Below are 21,746 nucleotides of genomic sequence, written 5' to 3'. Positions count from 1 at the left end.
CCCGAGGCGCCCGTGGTGCTCCAGTCACGCTCGCGTCGTCCGGCCCGTCAACGCTGCGCGAGGATTTCCTGGAGGCGCTTCTTGTCGCTGGAGAAGGAGAAGGCGCTGTAGAGCTGGTAGCCATTCTCCGGGTCGAGGATGCGCGGCTTCAGCTCGCGCACCAGGGTGAGCTTGTCCTGCGAGAAGGAGAAGTGCCCGAGCAACTGCCCCACGTGGGAGATGAGGAAGTAGTTGTCACCGGCGGCCATCTTGAGCACGCGCATCTTGTCCTCGACGAAGGTCTCCTTGGCCACCGCATCGTTCAGGCGCTTGAAGTGGCCGTCCGGAATGGGGCGGACCACCGGCTCGGGCGGGGGCGGGGGCTGCGGGGCCGGCGACGGCGTGGGGTAGACGGCACCCACGGGCGGGGCCTCGGCGACGAACTGCTGCATCGAGTCCAGCGTCTCCTGCGCGCGGCGCAGCTTGTTGCGCCCGTCGCCGCGGTTGTCGATGCGGCCCTCGAGCTCCTTCAGCAGTTTCTCCAGGCGGGCCATGCGCTCGCCCAGCTCCTCGCGGTCCACCGCGGCCAGGCTGCGCGCGGGCGGCGGGGGCTGCGGCATGGGGCGGCCCGGGGGCGGGGAGCGGCGCAGCTCGGTGGACTGCGGCTCGTTTCCGGCGAACGCGGAGGAAGCGGTGAGGATGGCGACGGCGACAGCGAGGGCCTTCATGGGGAAGCGTCCTTTCGTGTACTCGACACTATGACGCGTCCGGCCCCCCTGCATTCAATCTCCGGGGAGCGGGCCCGAGGCCAGCGTCCTCACGGCGGCATACACCCCCTGGACGGCGCGGGCCATACGCGCGTAGTCAAGCGTGTCCCACGTATCGTCCTGGGTGTGGTAGCGCAGGTTCCGGAAGAAGGCCGTGTCCGTCACCATGACGGCCCGGTAGCCCTGCTCCCAGAAGCTGGCGTGGTCCGAGAGGGCCACCCCCGGCAGCGCGGCGGGCGCGCTGAGGGTCTCCACCGGCAGGGGGCTGCCCGCGCGCATCGCCTCCGCCACCTGCTCCGTGAGGCCTCCGTCCTCCGGCAGGCCCACCACGCCGATGAAGTGGCCCGTGTCCGGGTAGCGCAGGCGGAGCAGGGGCAGGGGGTAGTCCTGGCTGTCCGGCGTGTCGCTGTAGACGCCCAGCATCTCCAGCGCGAGCATGCCGCGCACCTTCACGCCGGCCTCCTTCAGCCGGCGCGCGTGCACCGCGCTGCCCATCTGCCCGGTGCCGAAGTAGGGCGGCTCCTCCAGCGTGTAGGCCACCAGGTCCACGCGCAGGGACGGCGGCCGCTGGCCCAGCAGCACCGCCAGCTCCAGCAGCGCGGCCACGCCGCTGGCGTTGTCATCCGCGCCCGGCGTGCCGTGGACGGAGTCGTAGTGCGCGCCGACGACGAGCCGCTCGCCGTCTTCCGGCCCGAAGCGGGCGATGACGTTGCGGTAGTCCTGGCCGTCCACGCGGAAGGGCTGGGACTCCACCTGCCCGCCGGCCCGCGCCAGGTGGTCCGCGATGTAGTCCGCGGCGCGCTCCAGGTTCTCCAGGTGTCCCGAGTCGCGCGGGTGGAAGGTCTCCGAGAGCATGCGCACGTGCGCCCTCAGCGTCCCCGCTTCGACCGCGGGGCTGGCCTGCGTAGGCGGGGCGATGGGCGCGGGCTTCCGCGCTCCACCGACGCTCCACGCCAGCCCCACCGCCGCCAGCGCCGCGACTCCGATTCCGGTCCACAGCCGACCGCGTCCCATGGGCCCTCCCTGGCCGGGCGCCTCACGCGCCCGGCCCGTCCTCTTCTTGGACTCACGGGAGGCGAACACCGTTCCCGAGGGCGGCTCAGGGCACGGGCAGTCGCTTGGACAGCACCTCGCCCGTGGGGGAGATTTCGTAGACGAGGGGCACGCCCGTGGCCAGCTCCAGCCCCACCACCTGCTCGCCGGTGAGCGCGTCCAGCTTCATCACCAGGGAGCGGTTGGAGTTGCCGTGCGCCACCACCAGCACGTGCTTGCCCTGGCGCAGGTCCCCGGCGATGGCGCGGTCATAGAAGGGCAGCACGCGCTTCGCCGTCATCGCCAGCGACTCGCCGTTGGGCGGGGGGATGTCGTACGAGCGGCGCCACAGCTTCACCTGCTGCTCGCCGAACTCCTTCGCCGCGTCGGCCTTGTTGAGTCCCTGCAAGTCACCGTAGTGGCGCTCGTTGAGGGCGGCGTCGCGGATGACGGGGATGCGCTGGCCGAGCGCCTCCAGGATGATGGCGAGCGTCTCCTGCGCGCGGGTGAGGACGGAGGTGTAGGCGACGTCGAACTTCATCCCCTGGAGCGCCTTGGCCGCGAGCCGGGCCTCGTCGCGGCCCTGCTCGGTGAGGGGCACGTCCACGAAGCCGGTGAAGCGGTTCTCATGGTTCCAGAGGGACTGACCGTGTCGGACGAGGGCAAGGTTGGGCATGGGTTGCCCAGGTAGCGCATGCCGGGCGGGGCGGCCAGGGCGGGCGCGGCTTTCCGGGCCGCGTGCGTTTCGCGCCCTACACTGGCGGCTTGCGCAGCAGCCGCGTCAGCTCGCGGTCCAGTGCGGAGGCGAACTGCTGGCGGTCCTGCGCGTTGAAGCCGCTGGGGCCTCCTGTCTGAACCCCGCTCTCACGCAGCTCCTGCATGAAGTTCCGCACGGAGAGGCGCTCGGAGATGTTCTCCTCGGTGAACAGCTCTCCGCGCGGGTCCAGCACCACCACGCCCCGGGGCACCAGCAGCGCGGCCAGGGGGATGTCCTGCGTGACGGCCAGGTCGCCCTTCTGTGCGGAGGCGGCGATGTGCTGGTCCGCCACGTCCAGCCCGGCGCCCACCTGCACCGTGGAGACGAGCTCCGAGCGCGGCAGGGACAGGGCGCGGTTAGCCACGAACACGGTGGGGACCTTGAGGCGCTGTGACGCGCGCAGCAGGATGTCCCGGACGGGCCCGGGGCAGGCATCGGCATCGACCCAGATTTTCATGCGTGCGCCATCCTCTCCCAGGTGGAAGCGTGTTCCGAAATCACGGCGAGGGCAGGAGGCGATTGAGGAGCGCGAGGCCCGGCGCCTCCAGCGGAACCCGGCCCCTCAGCGCGGCGAACAGCGACCACCCATGGTCCGCCAGCAGCACGACGCCCGCCTCCGCCGCCGGCGCGAAGCCGACGAAGCCCGTGTAGCCCCCCATGACGGACGAGCGCCACACCACGTCGTGCCCGCGCACGGTGGACACCGTCCAGCCCAGCGCCATCCGCGCGGGGCCGGCGTCCACGCGCGGCGCATGGGACAGGCGCAGCGCACGGACGAGGCCCGCGTCAGCGCGTCCGAGGTGCGCATCGAGGAAGCGGAGCAGGTCCGGCGCGGTGGAGTGGAGCGCGCCCGCGCCGGGGAGCGCCGGGAAGGTCCAGGCGGGCAGCGGCTTGCCGCGTGCGGTGTGGCCGGGCGTCAGTCGCGGCTGCTGCTCGTCCGAGAGCCGCGCCGTGGTGTCCGTCAGGCCCAGGGGCTTGAAGAGCAAATCCCTCAGCGCGTGCCCGTAGTTGAGCCCCGCGCGCCGCGACAGCGCATGGCCGAGCACACCCATCCCGAGCAGGGACTCGGCGTAGGGACGCGGCGGGGGACTCGCGGGCTGGTAGCCGCGGAGGAAGTCCCCGAAGAGGCCCGCGGAGTAGTGGCCGAAGGGGTCCTCCGGCTTCTGCGCCTCCGTCTCCAGGTTGGGCGGCAGGTGCGGCAGGCCGGAGGTGTGCGTCGCGAGCTGCTCCACGGTGATGCGGCCCGCCGTCGCGTCGGGCAGCAGCGGCCGGGGGATGAGCTCCGACAGCGGCGTGTCCAGCCGCAGCTCGCCCCGCTCCACCAGCAGCGCGAGGAGCGCGCCCGTGAAGACCTGGGTGAGCTCGCCCAGGGCGAAGAGGGTGTCGGACGGCGGGGGGGGGCCCCGGCCCCGGAGGCCGTGCACGTGGTGCTCGCCGCGCCAGGTGACGCCCGCGCACAGGGCTGCCGAGCGATAGCCGCGCAGGTAGCGGCGGGTCTCCTCGTGGATGAGCTCGGAAGGGGTGGGCATGGGCCGTGGCGGCTGTCTCACGTCGCTCGTGGGAGCGTCAACCCGGGCGGGCCGTCGTCTCGCTGTCACGGGCCCGGGCCGGAATTGACGGATTGTCGCGCGGGCCGGCTCTCGGCGCGGTCCAAGTCCCCGGAATCCCGAGCGCGGCGGGTTGGAACGCCATGTGTAGAGGCGAGCCCCGCCAGGAGGTCTCGCCATGAGCTGTCCGGTCCAACCCCGCGCATTCTCCCTGACCCGCCACTTCCTCGAGCGCCGCGCGAGCCGGCAGCTTCGAGACGACGTCCTCGACTTCATCCTCGAGTTCGGCGACCGCGCCCGCGCCGCGGGGATGACGCATGTCACGGTGCTGGAGCGTGATTTGCCCGCCGCCTGGAGGACCTCCGCGCTGGCGAGGCAGGCGCGCGGCTGGATTGTCCTGCTGAGCGACGAGGAGCGGCTCGTCACCTGCTACCGGCGCGGCGACGCGAGCCGCTTCATCCGCCGCAAGCCCAAGCGCCGCATGTCCGACGCCCAGGTGCAGCGGGCCTGATTCATGGCGGCGCCCACTGCGCGCCGTGGATGAAGCCGTGGGACTCGTTGCCGCTGTGGTCCTTGACGCGGCTGGCACGTCCCTCGTCCAGCGGCCAGTAGCCCGCGAGCCCCTCCGCGTCCTTGTCGGGAGGCTCGTCCATGTCCTCTTCAATCTGCGCCTGGGTGCGCGCGACGCTCCAGATGCGCACGTCCCGGATGTTGCCGTTGAAGGTGCGGTCTCCGCCGGCACCCTTGGAGCCGATGGCCCAGCGCGCGTTGATGGGGAAGCCGCCGCCCTGGGGCTGGGGGGATTCGGCGAGCAGCTCGCCGTTGCGGAAGAGCCTCCACTTCTCGCCGTCATGGACGGCGGCCACGTGGACCCAGTTGTTCACGTCCTGCAAGGGCATGAGGGCCGTGGTGCCGCCGAAGGACTTGCCCTCCATGTACGAGCCGGCCTGGTAGTTCCCCGACAGGATGCGCAGGTAGACCTCGCCGCTGGGGGTGGAGGTGTAGCCCCGGGCCACGATGTTCTGGATGCCGTTGGTGTTCACCGGACGCACCCACGCCTCGATGGTGATGGGGCCGGTGATTTCCAGGGACAGGGGCTGCCCCAGGTCCACGTAGGACGTGGTGCCGTTGAAGGTCAGCACCGGCGCCGGGGGAGGAGGCTCGGCCTGCGTCACGCCATCGCCGGAGCCGCCCGTCCCGGGCTCCTCCTTCTTGTCCCGGCCCAGCAGGACGCCCACCAGCACGATGAGGAGCACGCCCGCCACGGCGGACACGGGAATCCACCAGGGAATCTTCCGGCGCGGGGCGACCACCGGGGCAGGCACCTTGAAGGCCACCGGGGAGCTCTCGGCGAAGTACTCGTCGGGGTTGGACTGGTCCGCGACGAGCAGGTGGAAGGCATGCTCACCCGCGGGCTGCGAGGGCGGGGCGGCCACCTGCACCTGGAAGACGTGCGTGCCACTGGCGGAGAAGTCCCGCTCCGCGTCACCGTCGAGGGCGAGCCACTCCGGAGGCGTCGCTCCCTCGGCGACGATGACGGCCCGGCCCCGGACCGGATGGCCGCGTGAGTTGGTGACGGTGAAGGCCACCTCGCCCTTCCGATTGCCGCCCAGCTTCAGCGTGGGCGAAGTCGTGGTGATGTCGAACGCCCGGGCCATGCAGGACCTCCAATCACGGACGGCAGGGCAGAGCTCGCGGCCCCTTCATGATGGAGTGTGGCCACCGTCGGCGTGAGGCGCGCCGTGGACCCGCACCTCCTGCCTGGAGCCGGAGCAGGGCTGCGCGGCATCCTCCGCTCGGGTCGTCCAGGAGTCCCAGCCCCCTGGGGAGGCACGGGCGGCGCACCGGGCTCCCGGCTACTCCTTCACCGGCGACGCCTTCTGCTCCGGTGCCTTCAGCCGCTTGCGCTCCCGGGAGGCCGCAGCCGGTTTCTTTACCGAGGCGTCCGGGGCGAAGAGGCCGCCCTTCCTCCCGAGGGGAAACGTCTCGAGGTTGAGGCCGGCCTTCGCCGGGGGCGAGGGCTGGAGCGCTCCCGTGTCCGGGGCCCGCGCCGGGCGTTCCACGGCCGCCTGCGGTTGCGCCGGTACGTCCAGGGATTGTGCCTGGGGCACGCTGGCGGGCAGGGGCGGGCTCTCCTGCTGGAGCGCCGTGGCCTGGGGGGCGGGCTGCGCCGGGGCGTCCTTCGTCACGACGGCGTCCTTCTTCGCGGCCGGAGGCTCCTGCCTCGCGGACGCCGGACCCAGGAACAGGAGCGCCGCGAGCGCCAGCACCGCCGAGGTGCCCACCGCCAGCACGCCCACCGGCACGCGCCGCTCCAGCAGCCGCCTGGCGGACTCCGCGCTGTCGGGCCGGTCCTCGATGCGCTCCGCGAGCAGTCGCGACAGGAGCCGCCGCAGGCGGGACGGCACTCCGGCGGGCAGCGGCTTCTCCCCGGGGAAGCCGCCCGCGAGCGACTCGTACAACACGAGGCCCAGCGCGAAGAGGTCCGACTGCGCCACCGCGCGGCCCAGTCGCTGCTGCTCGGGCGCCATGTAGCGCAGCGAGCCGATGAGCGCGGCGGACTCCGTCAGCGTCGTCGCCCCGTCCAGCCGGGCGATGCCGAAGTCACACAGCTTCGCGCCGTCCGCCGCGAGCAGGATGTTGCCCGGCTTCACGTCGCGGTGGATGAAGCCCTTCTCGTGCGCGGCGCCCAGCGCCTCCAGCATCCTCCGCGCCAGCCCCTCCACCTCCGGCCAGGGCATGGCGCCATCCTTCGTCAGCTTCGCCCGCAGGTCCGGCCCGTCCACGCGCTCCATGGCGTACCAGCAGAAGCCCCGCTCCTCGCCGTCCGCGAGCACGCGCACCACCGCGGGGTGCTGTACCTGCCGGAGCGCCTCGGCCTCGCGGCGGAAGCGCGCCCGCACCGCCGGGTCCGCCGCCACCAGCGTCGACAGCACCTTCACCGCGCAGGCCCCCGGGTGGCCCTCCGCCGCGTACACCGTGCCCATGCCGCCGGCGCCCAGCCGGCTCAACAGCCGGAAGCCCCCGAGCGACTCGCCGGTGAGGTCCACCTCCGGCGACAGGCGCGCGGTGCCGGGCGCCGTCTCCGCGCGGGCCAGGTCCACCTGCACGCCACACGCGGAGCAGGACACCACGAGCACCGTGCGGGTGCCGGGAAGGGGAGTGCGGCATGCGGGACAGAGGAAGTTCATGCGTAGAGGTCGATTCCGTACTCTTCCAGCTTCCTGTCCAACGTCGGCCGGGAGATGCCGAGCACCTCCGCCGCCGCGCTCTTCACCCCTCGTGCCCGCTTGAGCGCGAGGACGATGTGCTCCCGCTCCACCGCCCGCAGGGCCTCCGCCAGCGTGCCTTGGACACCGACGGGCGGGGTCGCGGTTCCCGGACGGGTTTCCGGGCCGCCGGGGCGCTCGGGGGACACCACCTCCGGGGGCAGGTCGCCGGGCGACACCCGGTCTCCAGGGCCCTTGAGCACCAGCGCCCGCTCGACGGCATTGGCGAGCTGCCGCACGTTGCCCGGCCAGGGACAGGCGCGCAGGGCGGCGCTGGCCTCGGGCGTGAAGCCCGACGCGCGGCGGCCGAGCTGCGTGCCCAGCTTCGCGAGGAAGCGCTCCGCCAGGGGTAGCACATCCTCGGGGCGCTCGCGCAGCGGGGCCAGGTGGATGCGCACCACGTTGAGGCGCCAGTAGAGGTCCTCGCGGAAGGCGCCCGTGCGCGCCGCTTCCTTCAAGTCACGGTGGGTGGCGGCGACGACGCGCACGTCCACCGGCACGCCCGAGCGCCCACCCACGCGCTGGACGATGCGGTCCTGCAGCACGCGCAGCAGCTTGACCTGGAGCGGCGCGGGCAGGTCACCGACTTCATCCAGGAAGAGGGTGCCGCCGTCGGCCTGCTCGAAGACGCCCTCGCGCGCGGACTGTGCTCCGGTGAAGGCGCCCTTCTCGTGGCCGAACAGCTCGCTCTCCGCCAGCTCCGCGGGGATGGCGCCGCAGTTCACCGCGATGAAGGGGCCCCTCGCGCGGGGACCCAGGGCGTGGAGCGCGCGCGCCACCTCCTCCTTGCCCGTGCCGCTCTCGCCGGTGATGAGGACGGTGGACTGCACCGGGGCCGCGGCTTCCGCCACCCGCATCGCCTCGCGCATGCTGGCGCTTTCCGCCACGGGGGGCTGGAAGCCCGGGGTGGCGCGGGGCTCGGGTGGGCAGAGGGAGGGCCCCACCGCCAGCGCCAGCGCGCCCGCCAGGGACAGCTCCTCGTCGTGGAAGGGCTGCTCGCGCAGGATGCACAGCGCGCCGGCGGGCTGGCCCGCGGTGTAGAGCGGGGCACAGAGGACGTGGGCGTCCGCGCGGCGCACGCGGGTGGTGTGTGCATCGTGCTCGGCGCGGGCCTGGGCCTCCGACATCGCCTGGGCCCGGCCCGTCCGGAGAGCGGCGTCCACCAGCTCGCGGCTCACCGTGAGGTGCGCGCCGTGGGGCCGCGTGTGCCGGGGCCGCGGGCCCTGGGGGCCCAGGCGCAGCAGGACGAGCGCGGAGGGTTGCAGCGCGGACTCCAGCGCTTCGAAGACGAGCCCCACGGCGGCGTCGGGCGAGGGCGTGGTGGCCGCGCGCAGGGCCAGCTCGCCGGCGCGGGCGAGGGCATCCGGGCCGGGGGCACCGCCGCCGCGTGCGCGCTCCACGCGGGTGCGGGTGAGGACCAGGGTGGACTCGCCGTCGCGGGCGCGCAGGGCGTCGAAGGACGGCTCGTACACGAGCACGCTCTCTCCCACGGAGACATGGTCCCCGGGGCGCAGCGTCGTGGCCTGCTGGGCCGGGAGGCGCTGCCCGTTGAGCCAGGTGCCGTTGCGCGAGCCCAGGTCCTTCAGCGTGTGCCCGGCCCCATCGGGTGAGAAGACGCAGTGCTCCCGGCTGACCTTTTCATCGAGGAGCTGGAGGCCGCCCTCGGCGGCACGGCCCACCACCAGCGGCGCGTCGAGCTCGCGCGCCACGCCCCTGCACGGACCGAACATCGCCACGAGTCTCGCCACGGGGTGCATTGTAGCGGAAGGCGCCGGCTTGCGTGCTGGCGGCCCGGCGCTCTCATCCGGTCATGAACGCTGGCAGAGGAAGATGTCGTCGAAGGTGCCGTCACCGATGGGGCGCTGGAACGTCCCGACGCGGAAGCCCGCCTGGGTGAGCACCCGGTGCCAGGTCTCCCGGGAGAAGAGCCCCTCGACGTGCCGGTCATGGACGGCCCGGACGGTGTCCCCCTCACGGAGCAGGAAGGCGTACTCGGTGACATAGGTGCTGTCTTCCGGGTGCGGGTCCCAGGACCACATGAGGCCCCGGAGTGAGCGGCTCCCGTCGTCCGCCGTCAGCGTGTCCGTGCCGTCCTCGAAGGTCTCCCGGTAGCAGTCCGGCGCGAAGATGGCCGCGCCACCGGGCCGCGTGTGGACGAAGGCCGTCCGCGCGGCGGTGAGGAGCTCCTCCTCGGTGAGCATGTACATGATGGCGTCGTGGACCAGCACCACGTCGAACGTCCGGCCGAGCCGCAGTGTGCGCATGTCCGCGAGGACGTGCTCACAGTCGGGGTTCTGCTTGCGGCTCAGCGCCAGCATGTCCTCGTAGAGGTCCGTGAGGGTGCAGGTGAAGCGGCGCTTGAGGTGGAGCGCCGTGTTCCCCGCGCCCGCGCCAAGCTCCAGCAGCGTCTGGGGCTTCGGTGAGACGGCGCGCTCGAAGGCGTCCTGGAAGCACGCGGCTTCGTCTTCATGGTCCGCGGGTGGGTCGACCAGGTCGTACCAGGGGACGAGCTCGCCGTAGAGGAGGGGTTGCATGCGGGGTGTTTCTATCATCCCCGCGAGCGCCGGTTCGCTCGCGGCACGTCCTACTTCTTCTTCGGTCCGAAGAAGGTGCCGTGCACGGCCTTGCCCTTGGAGCGGAACATCTTCTTCTCCCCTCCATCCTTGGTGTTGCCGCCCACGAACTTGTCGATGTGCTCCTTCTTCAGCCCCCGTGCCTTGACGCGGCCCTGCTCCTCGTCGCCCGTGCGGCCCGGCTGCTTCTCCAGCGCGGCGAGCACGTAGGACGCCAGCAGCTTGCGCTCCAGCTTCCCGTACAGCTTCGGGCTGTCGAAGACGTCCACCACCTCCAGCTCCCCATTGATGGCCACCGCCAGCCCGGCCAGCCGCTCGTCCCGTGGCAGCTTCGTCTGGATTTCGTCCAGGTACCGGCCGATGCGCTGGCGCAGCGCCGCGTCCTGGAACACGCGCCGGTACGTGCCCGTCGGGCTGGAGACCCCCGACACCTGGGACTTGCGCGCCACCTCGCCCCAGACGGCGCCCTGCTCCGAGAACAGGGCCGCGCGCCGCAGGTCCGGATGTGCCACCGCGAGCCCCGGCTGGAAGGCCAGGCTCTGGCCTGCCCACCGTCCCTGCTCCACGCAGAACACCGGCACCCGCTGGCGCTCGCCCGCGTCCACCACCACGTCACTGCCCACCATGCGGTCCTGCTTGCCGCCCAGCAGCAGCTCCCCGCCCACGAGGTACAGCGGCCGCTCGTCCTTGTTGTGCACCCGCAGCGCCTCCACCGTGCCGTCGCTGTCCAGCTCGCGGACGGAGACCTTCTTCGCCGCCTGCGCCTCCTCCAAGACGGTGTAGTCGTCGTACGGCGGGCCCTTGCGCGTGTGCAGCGGCACCACCGCCAGGTTGTAGGCGAGCACGGGCTGGCCGACCTCGTAGTCGCCCAGGTCCAGGTCAGCGGCGGGGGACTTCTCCTGCGCCAGGGCCAGCGGCGCGGTGAGCAGGGCCACGAGGGCCGAAACGGCGGGCATGCGGAGCTTCATGGGTGGGACGCCTCCTGTGTATGCGGCGTCTCATTGCAAGGCCGCGTGCCAGGGCCCTCCTCCCGGGGGCCCCGGGCGGCGGCGTCACACGGCGTTACGAAGTGCAAAGCCGTGTGACACGGCCTTCAGGGCCGTGGGGCCTCCACGCCGAGCACGTTGGGCAGCGCCCAGTAACGGGTGTTGTCGTCGTTCTCGTTGAAGCCCGTTTCGTAGCTGCCCACCCGGCGCACGGTGCGTCCCGGCGCGGCGACGTGGAGCGACGCCTCCGGGCCGCCCTCCAGGTACATCAGCCGCTTCAGGCCCAGGGGCAGCCGCCGGAGGACCTCGATGAAGTCATGCGTGCGGTAGGGCGAGCGCGCATGGAACATCAGCAGCCGGCCCTGCCCGTCGATGCCGAGCGCGGCGGTGCTCCACTCGCGCGGCTGGGACTGCCACGTGTTGCGCCCCTTGCAGTCCACCATGCGCAGGGACTGGAGCACCGTGCCGTAGCGCGGCAGCAGGGACTGCACGTCGTCACAGGCCGTGTCGAGGAGCTGCACCGGCGGCAGCCCCTTCTCCCGGGGATGCAGCACCAGGAAGGTGCGGTAGTCCTTGCGGCGGGTGGGGTTGAGCTCGCGGCCTTCCGTGCGCGCCTGTCCCACGGGACTGCCGCCCGGATGGAACATGCCCGCGTTGGTGACGGCGATGAGGCCGTGCAGGGCCGCCCACCGCTCCGCCGTCGGCTCCGGCGCGTGGCCCTCCAGCGAGGCACTCAACAGCCGCACCGGCCGGCGCGCCACGTCCACCCGCACCACGGTGACGCGCGAGTCGCCCACCGACGACTTCAAATGGGCATCGAATTCCGCCAGCTCCAGCCCGGGGGCGAGCTTCTCCCACGGGGCGGCGAGGGCGGGCAGGGACAGGCAGACGAGCAGGACGGCGAAACGGCTCATGGCGGGCACCGGAATCCAGCGGGAGAGAGGGTTGCCCCGGCCGGACTGCAAGGCGCGAGCCTCGCGTGTCCGGGAATGGGAAGCGGCTTCCCAGGGGTGAACACGGGCCCCCGGGCGCTTCCGTCTGTTCCCGAGGGGTTGGCGTTGGAATGCGGTGGCTCGGTGATTGCTACCTTGAGCATCCATGCGCGATTTCCTCCAGGAGCTTCGCCACGCGGCGCGGATGCTCGCCAAGCACCCCGGCTTCACCGCAGTGGCCGTGCTCACGCTCGCGCTGGGCATCGCCGCCAACACGGCCATCTTCAGCGTCGCGGACGCGGTGCTCTTCTCGCCGCTGCCCTACGCGGCGCCGGACCGGCTGGTGATGGTGTGGGGGCTGAGTCCGGACCGGGCCCGGCAGACGGTGTCGCCCGCGAACTTCCTCGACTGGCGCGCGCAGGCCGCATCCTTCGACGGGCTGGCCGCCTTTTCCCACGTGCCCTTCAACCTGGCGGGTGACGGCACGCCCGAGGTCGTCCGCGGCGCCAGCGTGTCCGCCAACTTCTTCCAGGTGCTTGGCACCCCGGCGGCGCTCGGGACGACGTTCCTGCCGTCCGCGGAAGGCGCGGGTGCGCCGAACACGGTGGTGCTCGGCCACGGCCTGTGGAAGCGGCGCTTCGGCGGAGACCCTCGCGTGCTCGGCCGCATGCTGCGCCTCAACGACACGAGCTACGAAGTCGTGGGCGTCATGCCGGAGCACTTCGAGTGGCCGACCATCGTCCCCACGCACGCCTCCGCCGCGAACGCCCCGCAGCTCTTCGTGCCCGCCGTCCACCGGGACATCCCGCAGCTGGGCCCGGACACCACGCAGGACACGAGCGCGTGGCGCGACGGCAACTACCTGCGGGTGGTGGGGCGGCTGAAGGCCGGTGTCACGCTGGAGGGCGCAGGGCGGGAGCTGGACACCCTCGCCGCGCGGCTCGCCCGGGAGTACCCGGAGACGAACGCGAAGTCGGGCATCGGGCTGGTGCCTCTGCGGGAGCAGCTTGTCGGCAACGTGCGCTCGGCGCTGTGGGTGCTGCTGGCGGCGGTGGGGCTGGTGCTGGTGATTGCGTGCGCCAACGTCGCCAACCTCTTCCTCGCGCGGGCGTCCGCGCGGCGGCAGGAGCTGACGGTGCGGCTGGCGCTGGGGGCCCGCCGGGGCCAGCTGGTGCGGCAGCTCCTCACGGAGAGCGTGCTGCTGGCGCTGGTGGCGGGGGCGCTCGGGTTGCTGATGGCGCTGTGGGGCATGGACGCGCTGCTCGCGCTCGTGCCTCCGGAGCTGACCCGGCTGGGCGCTGTGGGCCTGGATGGGCGGGTGCTGGCCTTCACGCTGCTGACGTCGCTGGCCACGGGCGTGCTGTTCGGGCTCGTCCCGGCGCTGCAGGCCTCGAGGCCGGACTTGAATGGCGTGCTCCGGCAGGGCGGAGGGGGACGTTTCTCCGGCGCGGGCCAGCGCTCGCGCGGCGCGCTGGTGGTGGGCGAGGTGGCGCTGGCCGTGGTGCTGCTCATCAGCGCCGGGCTGCTCTTGCGCAGCCTCTGGAGCATGCAGGCGGTGGAGCTGGGCTTCCGCCACGACGGAGTGCTCACGTGGAATGTGTCGCTGCCCGCCGCGGAGTACCCGGACGACGCCCGGAAGGCGGCCTTCTTCATGCGGCTCCAGGAGCGCGTGGAGGCGCTGCCCGGCGTGAAGAGCGCGGGCGCGGTGTCGGACCTGCCCTCCAACGGCGCCAACATCTGGCGGCTCATGGACATCGAAGGGCAGCCGCGCCCCGAGGCCGGCGACGAGCGCTCCGTGGGCTTCCAGGTGGTGACGCCCGGCTACTTCCGCACGCTGGGCATTCCGCTGAAGCGGGGACGTGACGTCTCCTCTTCGGACCGCGCGGACACGCAGCAGGTGGTCCTGCTCAACGAGTCCGCTGTGCGCCAGTACTGGCCGGGCCAGGAGCCGCTGGGCCAGCGCATCCGTCTGGGCTCCGAGCCGGATGCCCCGTGGCGCACCGTCGTCGGCGTGGTGGGAGACGTGCGGCAGGGCGGCGCCCTCGAGGAGCCCCGGCCGGAGGTCTACGTCGCGGCCCTCCAGGACCCGTTCCACTTCATCCAGTTCACCGTCCGCGCGGAAGGAGACCCATCACGGCTGGTGGCCGGGGTGCGCGAGGCCGTGGCCGCGCTGGACTCGAACCTGGCCATCTCCCAGGTGCGGACGATGGACGAGGTCGTCGCCTCGGCGATGGCGCGCCCGCGCTTCCTCTCCACGCTGGTGACGCTGTTCGCCGCGCTGGCGCTGCTGCTGGCGGGCGTGGGCCTGTCCGGCGTCATCGCGTACATGGCCCGGCAGCGCACGCACGAGATTGGCATCCGCATGGCCCTGGGCGCGCGGCCCGTGGACGTGCTGCGGCTGGTGGTGGGCAGCGGCATGCGGTTGGCGCTGGCGGGCGTGGGGCTGGGACTGGCGGGGGCGTGGGCGGCCACGCGAGGCATGGCGAGCCAGCTCCACGGCGTGAGCGCCACGGACCCGCTCACCTTCGGCGGACTGGCGCTGGTGGTGATGGCGGTGACGCTGGTGGCCACGTGGCTGCCGGCGCGGCGGGCCACGCGGGTGGACCCGCTGGTGGCCATGCGGAGTGAGTAGCGCGGGGTGATGCGTGTCTTGATGGAGTGCGTGGGCCAGTCCCTGGAGCGCGCTTCTTCGCGGGAATCAGGAAGACGTGCCGTGCTGGAGTGCACCGGCCAGTTCCTTGATCGCGCGCTCCTGTGCCGGTGACAGACGCACGCCGGGGCGCACGCGCTGGATGCGGGCGAGCGCCGTGCGCGCATCCGGAGCCTGTCCCCGGGCGATGAGGAGCGCGGCGGCCATCATGCCCGTGCGGCCGTGGCCCTGCGCACAATGGACGACGTAGAGCGGCGCGGGCAGGGTGGCCAGTTCGCGGAGGACCAGGGCCACGCGCGCCAACGGAAGCGTCGAGGCGTCCAGCACGGGTAGGGACACGTAGCGGCAGGCCGTGCGGATTCCATGTGGCTCGATGAACTCCGAGGTCAGGTCCAGCACGGTGCCGGTGCCGGGAGGCAGTTCACCCGCCAGCAGCTGGCGTCCGACGAGGAGGCCCGGCACCACTTCCGCGTAGGCAGGCTTGCGGGAGAGCATCCGCGCGAGGTGCCAAGTGGCCCGCGTCAGGAGCAGGTAGGGCAGGAGTAAAAGGAGCGCTCCGGGCCGCATCCGTCCATCCGGCTGCTTCCCCGAAGATTCGTGGACCCGCCCCCGCGTAGGCGAGCGCCATCGCTCCGAAGCTCGCGGCCGGCCAGAGCAGGAGCCACCACGGCCCTCAAAGACAGGCCGTGGAGGCCCAAATACCAAAAAGAAAGGGTCCGCAAAGGACCCTGAGTTGTTTCTGCTCTGTGGAGAGTGAAAGCCCCCTGTTCTGCATCTAGGGCAGTTCCTGCTGTCTTCTCAAATTCCACCCCAGACTGGGACCTTGAACATTAGGGGGCGAACCCTGGGGGCACGGGGGAGACTGTAGTCCGCGAGAGTCACGATAGGCCCCGAGAAAATCTTCACAAAAACTCTGGGCAGGTTCCTAGAGGTGATGTTCATCAGAGAGACCTAGCGGTACGGCTCATGCACCGAGGCGGCGCTACGGTGCGCCCAACAAGCCCTTGATGGTTCCGACGCAGCACGGGTGCAATTCCTCACGGCCGATGCGGAGTACGTCGTAGCCGAGAATGAGGTCGCACATGTATGGCTCCGGCATACAGAACAACTTGAGTTGTCTCCAAGGCGGGAACACGCAGGTGGTTATATGGCTGCAGCCCGCATGTCAGATCCCCTGGGTAGGCTCGATAACGGTCACTCATGACCGGCAGTCTCAACCCGGAGTTCCTACCTCATGCCTACCGTCAAGGTCCCCATTCCCATCGAGCCAATGCTAGACTCGGAGGGATTCCTCAGCCGCGAGTGTCCAAACTCGGCCTGTCTCCGCCAGTTCAGGGCACATAACGAAGGGACGCCAGCCCAGAAAACCTATACCTGCCCGTACTGTGCACAGGAGTCTTCTAGTTCCTCATGGTGGACGCAGGAGCAGCTTCAGTTCCAGAAGCAGCTAGCCAAGAACGCTGCGGTGCGATGTTTGATGACATGCTGAAGGGGTTCGACAAGCGGATGACCGAACTGGCGCGTCGCAGCAGGGGAGCCCTGACCTACAAGAAGGGAAGTAGTCCTGCCCGGATGCGCACACCGGCCCCGCCCGCTCACGCTGAGGCTTCGCGCTTGGTGACGCCCTCTTGCCACCCAACAGCACTCCTCAAGGTCACTGATGACTGGCTCGGCCCCATCCACTGCTATGCCTGTGGATCGGCCGTCACAGTCTAGATCACTACCTACATCTCTCGTGATTGCCAAAGGAAGCACATTGGAACAGAAGTTCATGGGCGAGTACGAACACCCAGACTCCAAGAAGAAGTACCCGTACGAGGCAGTATGCAGGTTAGGCGATAGCCATGTGGTGGTCTGGGACGCAATCCTTCTGCACGATGATGGAGAGCGAGAACGTCTGACGGGGGGCGTGCTCGCAATCGTGCCTCCCTACAGCGCGTCCAGATTGGCCGAGTTTGAAGGTCTTGTACATGCGGCAGTCCGCGCGGAGATTGAGTCTGGTATCACTCGGCGGATAGAGCCCCCCTCACGCTGACTTAGCGCCCGTCGCGGTAGGCCTCATTCTTGGCAGACTGCTCCTCGGGCAAGGAGCAAGCAGGAAGCCCCACCGAAACTGGCTCTAAGGCCCGTGTAGTGCCCACTGGAGTAGTGAAGGGCCTTAGCCCATCCAAGCGCAGGTACACGTGCGCCGCTATTCTATTTGCTCCGCGCGCCAACGCGGCACAGTTCCCTTGCCATCGCAGGTCTCGCAGTGCTGACTCTTGTCGCCGCGACAGACAGGGCAGAGAACGTGCTTGTACTGCCAGAGGTCTACTTGGTCGGCTCGCTGGCGCGGTAGTTGGCCTTCGGCACCACATTCCGGGCAGTCGTCTCCGTCATACTGGCCACTGCCTTTGCAGAGTGGGCAATCAATAGTGTCGTATTGACGGAGTTCTACTCGCTCAGCATGGCGACGCTGCATCTGCCCTTCTCCGCCGCACTCCGGGCAGTTGTCTCCGTCGTACCGGCCACTGCCTTTGCAGAGCGGGCAATCGACGGTGTCGTATTGACGGAGTTCTACTCGCTCAGCATGGCGGCGCTGCATCTGCCCCTCGCCACCGCACTCCGGGCAGTTGTCTCCGTCGTACCGGCCACTGCCTTTGCAGAGCGGGCAATCGACGGTGTCGTATTGACGGAGTTCTACTTGCTCAGCATGGCGGCGCTGCACCTGCCCCTCGCCACCGCACTCCGGGCAGTTGTCTCCGTCGTACCGGCCACTGCCTTTGCAGAGCGGGCATCCTACTTCAGAGTAGTCGCTGACATTGACTTCCTCAGCGAAGCGACGCTCCAACTCCCCCGCGCCAGCGCAGACGGGGCAATCCTCGCCATTGAAGTGCTTCTCGCCTTCGCATAGCGGGCATGTGACGTTCTCATATTGCCCAAGGTCAACGTGCTTGGCGTAGTGCTCCCCGACTTCGCGATCCCCGTCGCAAACAGGGCAATCGTTGCCGTGATGGTATCCCTGCCCCTTGCAAAGTGGACAAGGGACGTAGCCTGCTGCAGCGACGAACTCAGTCCGCACTTCCTGAGCCAATTGGAAGGTGGCGGCGAGATCGGCTCCGGAGTTCGCCTTCTCAGCCAGTTTGTCTAGCTGGGGCTTTATCGCGACAAACGCGCTGTAGTTCGAGTCCTTCTTCGAAACAGGGGCCAACTGCGGGATCAGCTTCACGGTGTCTTTGGCAAGCTGCTCTACCGCTTGAGCCTGCTCAGTTGTCGTCGCGCTCTTGAGTTGCTTCTCAAGGGCGGCACACTGCGTTAATAGTGAGTACAATGCTCCACTAGCATCACCTTGCATTCGCCAAAGCTGCTTTTTGTAGGAGGCAAGAGAGCTTTTGAAGTGCACCACAAATTCTTTGTTTTCCTCTGTGGGGCCATATAACTCCTTGTCGTATTTAGTATGATGGTTTGAGCAGAGCCATAGTAAATTCTCAGGATGATTGTTCTTGGATGTGTGAACGGGGTCGAGGTGCGCTGCTTCACATGAGTCCGCGTGCGCGTGGCACATCGCACAATCACCGCCCGCCTCGACCTTGATCTCTTCTCGTATCTTGGTCGGAATATGGGGGCGCGAAGCCTTCGGCGGGACTGGCCAAGGGACCTTCAGCCAATTGTCGAATTCTATTAGCTGAGCACGGTCGAAGAAGAGCAGCCCGTTTTCCTCCTTGGAGATCTGCAACTTCCTTTGTGAGCCGTGCTTCGGAGCATGCTTTGTCAGCCAACGCAGCAACGCTGGGGACAGCCCCACAAGTGCAGCAGCCTCGTACTCATTCAGAAGATCTTGAGATGTAGGAGCGGACGATGTCACGCGCTGCATTTAGGTCCAGCTTCGTATCCATGTCCAGACGGTCTAGGCTTAGAGGGTGTTGGGAATGAGGCCTACTGAGACGGGCTCTTAAAGCCTATGGCCCTGCCCGCATCCAGGCAGCCCCGCCAGGGCCTAGGCGCCCCGCAGGGCCACAATCCACCCGTTCCACTAGGGGAGTAGCCAGCATGCCTTCCGTTGCTCCTGGGGCCTCCCAGGGCCGTCCCTGAGAGCGTAGAGGTATTAGGGTCTGCTAGCAGGCCCAGCCGCACTCTCTACACTGAGCCCTTGCTGCTCAAAGGCCTGGTGTGAAATCGCGGGTAAGATCATCGGCTGGTTCTTCGTCACTTGGCACGGGAGTTGGAGCCAACACCCACTCGCGGAACTCCTTGGGATTGCTGGAGCCAACTACGGCCCATGAACCGAGCGCATAGCGCATGAGGCACACGAGCTTCGGAACGAAGTCGGGTACTCTCTCGGGCGCGGTTGCGCTCCTAGTAAAGTACGTCACCCGGCCGTCGGCCAGTTGTACCAACGCGACACCATGCCTCTTTGCATACGTCACGGCTCCCTTTTGAAAGCCGGAAGTTGAGAAGAGCATGGCCTTGTGGGCGCCTAGATCTTGTGCCTTTGCATGGAGTGTCAGTACCAAATCCCGGTTAATAGGCTTCGTGTGGCACTTGCACTCGATGATGATTTTGATCTGCGCGCCACCGAACACCTCTAACTCGGCAGAAGCGTCCACCTCATATTCATCTTCCCCATCCCTTGCTTTGAGGGTGCGCTTACCAGTTACTTGCAAGGTATCCGCTGCACGAGCCCCGTCTTCCGTGAGCCGGGCGGCCGCATCATCCTGACAGGGTGAACAGGACTCTCTCAGCGCGGCGACGACTGCTCTTCGGACGGGGTCGCGAGCGGCTCAGGCACCGTGAGCTCGCCCACCTCGGCGTCGAGCTCGGCGGCCATGAGGCGGGCTCGCGTGGCGGCCCAGTACTTGGGAGCCAGTTCCAAGTAGCGCTCGCGGGGCCAGTGGGCCAGCACGCGCAAGAGGTCCCTCAGGTAGGCCTCGGGGTCAAGGCGGTGCAGCCGCGCGGTGGCGATGAGAGTGAAGAGGTGGCCAGCGCTCTGGGCATGGTCATCGCTGCCGACAAACAGCCACGCCTTTCTCCCGACGGCAATCCTCCGCAGTTCTCTCTCGGAGCGGTTGTTCTCCAGCAGCAGCCGTCCGTCCTCGAGGAAGCGTCGCAGGGCCTCGTGGTGGCGCACGGCGTAGCCGAGCGCCTTGCGCAACAGCCCGCGCTCGTCCCGCACCTTCTCGTGCTCCGCCTCGGCCCAGCTGAAGAAGGCGTCCACGTGCGGGCGCAGGTGCGCCAGCCGCAGCCGGTGAATCTCCTCCGCGGGCTTGTCCCGCCACGTCGCTTCCAGCTCGAAGATGCGGCCGATGCGCGCCAGGCCCTCGCGAGCCACGACGCTTTTGGCCACCGTCGCCTCCCAGAAACCTCTGCGGCAGTGCGCCCAGCACGCCACCTCGTGTCTCACCTCGGTCTCTCCGTCCGGCGGCGCGTCTTCGACGGGGCGGAAGAGGGCGTCGTAGACGCTCTTCGCGTCGGCCTGCACGTACCCGCTGAAGCCCTTGAAGAGCTCCTGCACCGCGGCGCTCGTCTCGCGCGGCGTGTACTCGAAGAAGACGGCGTCCTTGTCGGCCACCTGCACGAAGTAGTGGCCCCGTCGGCACGCCTGGCGCTGGCCTTCGACGGGCACCGGCAGCACCGCCACGCCCGTGGCATCCGTGGCCATGCAGAAGGCGGTGGCGAGCGCCTCGTCGCGCATGGCGGCCACCACGCTGGTGCCCACCGTCGCCCCCACGTCCTCCATCCACCGGGCCATTGTCCCCCGGTCCACCGGCACCCCGTCACGCGCGAAGCGCTGCTCCAGGCGGAACAGAGGCAGCCCCTCGCAGTACTTCCCAATCACCAGGTGGGCCAAGAGCGACGGCGCGGCCAGGCAGCGGAAGAAGAGCTCCGGGGGCGCCATCGCCGACGCCAGGAAGGCCTCACCGTCGCCGTCGACGGTGCGGTACTTCACCCGGGCGATGACGAGCCGGCGCATGCCGCCCCGCTGCCACGCCAGCTTGCAGCTCTCCTCGAAGCCGATTCGCTCCGCCTTGCCCTGGGCCACCAGCGCGTCGAAGACAGGGTCGGCAATCTCTACCCGCTTCTCTTGCAGCGGCAGGCTTTTCAAATCCCTCCGGCCCTTTGGCTTGCGCTTCTTCGTCTTCGCCCCTGCGTCGCCTGACGCCTCCCCCGAGGCCATGCCCAGCGTGCCGGCCACCTGCTCCAAGGCGCGCAGCTTCTGGGCGAACTCCAGTTCCAACTGCCGCGCGTCCACCCGCTCGGCCTTGGCCACGAAGAGACGTTGCTTGTGCAGCTCCAACTCCAGCCGCAGCCTCTCGTGGGAGGCTTTCAGCACGTCTCGCTCCTGCTCCAACTGCGCCGTGCGCTGCCTCTCGGCGGCCAGGGCTGCCCGCTCCGCCAGCAGGGCCGCCTCCAATTCGGCAATGCGCGCCTGGGTGTCGGACGGGGACTCGTGCATCGGCGGCGGCCTTGTAACCCCTCGCATCGGCGCTGTCGACACCCTCCTACCGGGTAGGGGCCACCGCATCCGCCGCGGGCCCCTGGGCTCCTCAATGCGGGCGAGGGCCTCGGCGCGGCGCCTCGACGCGCAGCCCGTCCAGCAACTCCTCCAGCACATGCTCCTCCACCGCGAGGCTTTGGGCGCCCTCTTCAAGTCCTTGCGGCACCTGGAAGCAGCCGGAGTCCAGGCGCTTGTAGAACAGGCATAACCCCGTGCCGTCGTAGAAGAGCACCTTGAGCGCGGTGCGTCGCTTGCCGAAGAAGACGAAGAGCGCGCCGCTGCGCGTCTGGCGGCCCAGGCGCTCCTCCACCAGCCCCGCCAGCCGCTCGAAGCCCCAACGCAGGTCAATCGGCTCCAGGCCGACGAAGATTTCGACGCCGTGCGGAATCATCGCCCCTCGCTCCGGCCCGCCACACCGAGCGCCTCCAGCACCACCCCCACCGTCGCGACGTCCGCGCCAGGCGGAACCAGGACACGTGCGCCTTGCACTTCGATGATGACCTGGGCGGTCCGCGGCGCGGTCTCGACGGCAGCCGGGGCCGTGACCAGCCGCACCATGGGCAGCACGGCGCTCGCCTCACCGCGCGATGTCTCCGCCAGACGACTGGACCATCGGTACAGCGGGCCCGTCGTGAACTCCTGTCCCTTGCAGTACTCCGCCGCGCTCAACCCGCTGGCGCGCCAGTCCGCAACTCGCTTCCTCCACAGCTCCGCCTTTGCCATGCGCGCCACCCTGCTCGCGCCGGCTCAGCTCTGCCAGACGGGGCTTATGCAGCGGA

19 protein-coding genes are annotated in these 21,746 nt (G+C 69.6%); 2 read left to right on the top strand and 17 right to left on the bottom strand.

What is annotated here, in order from left to right; all coding sequences use genetic code 11:
* Window positions 1-47: 47 nt before the first annotated feature.
* From ACX9TP_RS35510 to ACX9TP_RS35490, 5 genes are all read right to left on the bottom strand, one after another.
* Window positions 48-707 (bottom strand): proline and serine-rich protein 1 family protein, encoded by a 660-nt coding sequence (locus tag ACX9TP_RS35510; RefSeq protein ID WP_482975083.1) that lies wholly within the window; start codon window positions 705-707, stop codon window positions 48-50.
* A 54-nt stretch (window positions 708-761) separates the two neighbouring features.
* Window positions 762-1,760: a M28 family peptidase gene (locus ACX9TP_RS35505; protein WP_482975082.1), complete on the bottom strand. Its 999-nt coding sequence runs from the start codon at window positions 1,758-1,760 to the stop codon at window positions 762-764.
* Window positions 1,761-1,845: 85 nt separating this feature from the next.
* Window positions 1,846-2,454 (bottom strand): 2,3-bisphosphoglycerate-dependent phosphoglycerate mutase, encoded by a 609-nt coding sequence (locus ACX9TP_RS35500; protein WP_482975081.1) that lies wholly within the window; start codon window positions 2,452-2,454, stop codon window positions 1,846-1,848.
* 76 nt (window positions 2,455-2,530) lie between these two features.
* The gene (locus tag ACX9TP_RS35495; RefSeq protein ID WP_164002756.1) at window positions 2,531-2,992 is read right to left on the bottom strand and encodes a YaiI/YqxD family protein; all 462 of its coding nucleotides are present in this window, start codon (window positions 2,990-2,992) and stop codon (window positions 2,531-2,533) included.
* Window positions 2,993-3,032: 40 nt separating this feature from the next.
* The gene (locus ACX9TP_RS35490) at window positions 3,033-4,064 is read right to left on the bottom strand and encodes a serine hydrolase domain-containing protein (protein ID WP_482975080.1); all 1,032 of its coding nucleotides are present in this window, start codon (window positions 4,062-4,064) and stop codon (window positions 3,033-3,035) included.
* 196 nt (window positions 4,065-4,260) lie between these two features.
* On the opposite strand from ACX9TP_RS35490, the gene ACX9TP_RS35485 reads away from it, so the two are divergent.
* Window positions 4,261-4,593: a hypothetical protein gene (locus tag ACX9TP_RS35485; protein WP_482975079.1), complete on the top strand. Its 333-nt coding sequence runs from the start codon at window positions 4,261-4,263 to the stop codon at window positions 4,591-4,593.
* Window position 4,594: 1 nt separating this feature from the next.
* On the opposite strand, the gene ACX9TP_RS35480 is transcribed toward ACX9TP_RS35485, so the two are convergent.
* The 6 genes from ACX9TP_RS35480 to ACX9TP_RS35455 form a co-directional block, all read right to left on the bottom strand.
* The gene (locus ACX9TP_RS35480) at window positions 4,595-5,740 is read right to left on the bottom strand and encodes a LamG domain-containing protein (RefSeq protein WP_482975078.1); all 1,146 of its coding nucleotides are present in this window, start codon (window positions 5,738-5,740) and stop codon (window positions 4,595-4,597) included.
* 198 nt (window positions 5,741-5,938) lie between these two features.
* A complete protein-coding gene (locus ACX9TP_RS35475) occupies window positions 5,939-7,273 on the bottom strand; it encodes a serine/threonine-protein kinase (RefSeq protein WP_482975077.1) in 1,335 nt (444 codons plus the stop codon).
* Window positions 7,270-9,108, bottom strand: coding sequence for a sigma 54-interacting transcriptional regulator (locus tag ACX9TP_RS35470; protein ID WP_482975076.1), 1,839 nt, complete (start codon window positions 9,106-9,108; stop codon window positions 7,270-7,272). Before ACX9TP_RS35470 ends, ACX9TP_RS35475 begins: the two co-directional genes overlap by 4 nt.
* A gap of 51 nt (window positions 9,109-9,159) precedes the next feature.
* The gene (locus tag ACX9TP_RS35465) at window positions 9,160-9,885 is read right to left on the bottom strand and encodes a class I SAM-dependent methyltransferase (protein ID WP_482975075.1); all 726 of its coding nucleotides are present in this window, start codon (window positions 9,883-9,885) and stop codon (window positions 9,160-9,162) included.
* A 50-nt stretch (window positions 9,886-9,935) separates the two neighbouring features.
* Window positions 9,936-10,892: an ARPP-1 family domain-containing protein gene (locus tag ACX9TP_RS35460; protein ID WP_482975074.1), complete on the bottom strand. Its 957-nt coding sequence runs from the start codon at window positions 10,890-10,892 to the stop codon at window positions 9,936-9,938.
* A gap of 125 nt (window positions 10,893-11,017) precedes the next feature.
* Window positions 11,018-11,824, bottom strand: coding sequence for a phosphodiester glycosidase family protein (locus ACX9TP_RS35455; protein ID WP_482975073.1), 807 nt, complete (start codon window positions 11,822-11,824; stop codon window positions 11,018-11,020).
* A 184-nt stretch (window positions 11,825-12,008) separates the two neighbouring features.
* Between ACX9TP_RS35455 and ACX9TP_RS35450 the strand changes: the two genes are divergently transcribed.
* Window positions 12,009-14,474, top strand: a complete 2,466-nt coding sequence (locus tag ACX9TP_RS35450) for an ABC transporter permease (protein WP_482975072.1) — start codon at window positions 12,009-12,011, stop codon at window positions 14,472-14,474.
* Window positions 14,475-14,540: 66 nt separating this feature from the next.
* Here ACX9TP_RS35450 and ACX9TP_RS35445 read toward each other — a convergent pair whose 3' ends face one another.
* The 6 genes from ACX9TP_RS35445 to tnpA all read right to left on the bottom strand — a co-directional run bounded on the left by ACX9TP_RS35445 (window position 14,541) and on the right by tnpA (window position 21,690).
* Window positions 14,541-14,987: a phosphatase domain-containing protein gene (locus ACX9TP_RS35445; protein ID WP_482975071.1), complete on the bottom strand. Its 447-nt coding sequence runs from the start codon at window positions 14,985-14,987 to the stop codon at window positions 14,541-14,543.
* A 1,696-nt stretch (window positions 14,988-16,683) separates the two neighbouring features.
* Complete coding sequence (locus ACX9TP_RS35440) at window positions 16,684-18,345, bottom strand: HNH endonuclease signature motif containing protein (protein WP_482975070.1); 1,662 nt, start codon at window positions 18,343-18,345, stop codon at window positions 16,684-16,686.
* A gap of 283 nt (window positions 18,346-18,628) precedes the next feature.
* Entirely contained in the window at window positions 18,629-19,078 is a 450-nt protein-coding gene (locus ACX9TP_RS35435) for a restriction endonuclease (RefSeq protein ID WP_482975069.1), read from the bottom strand.
* A gap of 131 nt (window positions 19,079-19,209) precedes the next feature.
* On the bottom strand, window positions 19,210-20,925 hold the full coding sequence (tnpC, locus tag ACX9TP_RS35430; RefSeq protein ID WP_482974509.1) for an IS66 family transposase: 1,716 nt from the start codon (window positions 20,923-20,925) through the stop codon (window positions 19,210-19,212).
* Window positions 20,926-21,016: 91 nt separating this feature from the next.
* Window positions 21,017-21,358: an IS66 family insertion sequence element accessory protein TnpB gene (gene tnpB, locus ACX9TP_RS35425; protein ID WP_482974510.1), complete on the bottom strand. Its 342-nt coding sequence runs from the start codon at window positions 21,356-21,358 to the stop codon at window positions 21,017-21,019.
* On the bottom strand, window positions 21,355-21,690 hold the full coding sequence (tnpA, locus tag ACX9TP_RS35420) for an IS66 family insertion sequence element accessory protein TnpA (RefSeq protein ID WP_482974511.1): 336 nt from the start codon (window positions 21,688-21,690) through the stop codon (window positions 21,355-21,357). Before tnpA ends, tnpB begins: the two co-directional genes overlap by 4 nt.
* Between the last annotated feature and the right edge of the window lie 56 nt (window positions 21,691-21,746).

The organism is Pyxidicoccus sp. M15, assembly GCF_056858435.1.
Note: the sequence above shows the minus strand (reverse complement) of the source record. Positions and strands in the feature narration are given on the sequence as shown.

Bases quoted from the DNA above. Each gene is read 5' to 3' on its own strand.
- ACX9TP_RS35510 (WP_482975083.1), bottom strand. From the start codon at position 707: ATGAAGGCCCTCGCTGTCGCCGTCGCCATCCTCACCGCTTCCTCCGCG.
- ACX9TP_RS35505 (WP_482975082.1), bottom strand. From the start codon at position 1,760: ATGGGACGCGGTCGGCTGTGGACCGGAATCGGAGTCGCGGCGCTGGCG.
- ACX9TP_RS35500 (WP_482975081.1), bottom strand. From the start codon at position 2,454: ATGCCCAACCTTGCCCTCGTCCGACACGGTCAGTCCCTCTGGAACCAT.
- ACX9TP_RS35495 (WP_164002756.1), bottom strand. From the start codon at position 2,992: ATGAAAATCTGGGTCGATGCCGATGCCTGCCCCGGGCCCGTCCGGGAC.
- ACX9TP_RS35490 (WP_482975080.1), bottom strand. From the start codon at position 4,064: ATGCCCACCCCTTCCGAGCTCATCCACGAGGAGACCCGCCGCTACCTG.
- ACX9TP_RS35485 (WP_482975079.1), top strand. From the start codon at position 4,261: ATGAGCTGTCCGGTCCAACCCCGCGCATTCTCCCTGACCCGCCACTTC.
- ACX9TP_RS35480 (WP_482975078.1), bottom strand. From the start codon at position 5,740: ATGGCCCGGGCGTTCGACATCACCACGACTTCGCCCACGCTGAAGCTG.
- ACX9TP_RS35475 (WP_482975077.1), bottom strand. From the start codon at position 7,273: ATGAACTTCCTCTGTCCCGCATGCCGCACTCCCCTTCCCGGCACCCGC.
- ACX9TP_RS35470 (WP_482975076.1), bottom strand. From the start codon at position 9,108: ATGCACCCCGTGGCGAGACTCGTGGCGATGTTCGGTCCGTGCAGGGGC.
- ACX9TP_RS35465 (WP_482975075.1), bottom strand. From the start codon at position 9,885: ATGCAACCCCTCCTCTACGGCGAGCTCGTCCCCTGGTACGACCTGGTC.
- ACX9TP_RS35460 (WP_482975074.1), bottom strand. From the start codon at position 10,892: ATGAAGCTCCGCATGCCCGCCGTTTCGGCCCTCGTGGCCCTGCTCACC.
- ACX9TP_RS35455 (WP_482975073.1), bottom strand. From the start codon at position 11,824: ATGAGCCGTTTCGCCGTCCTGCTCGTCTGCCTGTCCCTGCCCGCCCTC.
- ACX9TP_RS35450 (WP_482975072.1), top strand. From the start codon at position 12,009: ATGCGCGATTTCCTCCAGGAGCTTCGCCACGCGGCGCGGATGCTCGCC.
- ACX9TP_RS35445 (WP_482975071.1), bottom strand. From the start codon at position 14,987: ATGCTCTCCCGCAAGCCTGCCTACGCGGAAGTGGTGCCGGGCCTCCTC.
- ACX9TP_RS35440 (WP_482975070.1), bottom strand. From the start codon at position 18,345: ATGCAGCGCGTGACATCGTCCGCTCCTACATCTCAAGATCTTCTGAAT.
- tnpC (WP_482974509.1), bottom strand. From the start codon at position 20,925: ATGCACGAGTCCCCGTCCGACACCCAGGCGCGCATTGCCGAATTGGAG.
- tnpB (WP_482974510.1), bottom strand. From the start codon at position 21,358: ATGATTCCGCACGGCGTCGAAATCTTCGTCGGCCTGGAGCCGATTGAC.
- tnpA (WP_482974511.1), bottom strand. From the start codon at position 21,690: ATGGCAAAGGCGGAGCTGTGGAGGAAGCGAGTTGCGGACTGGCGCGCC.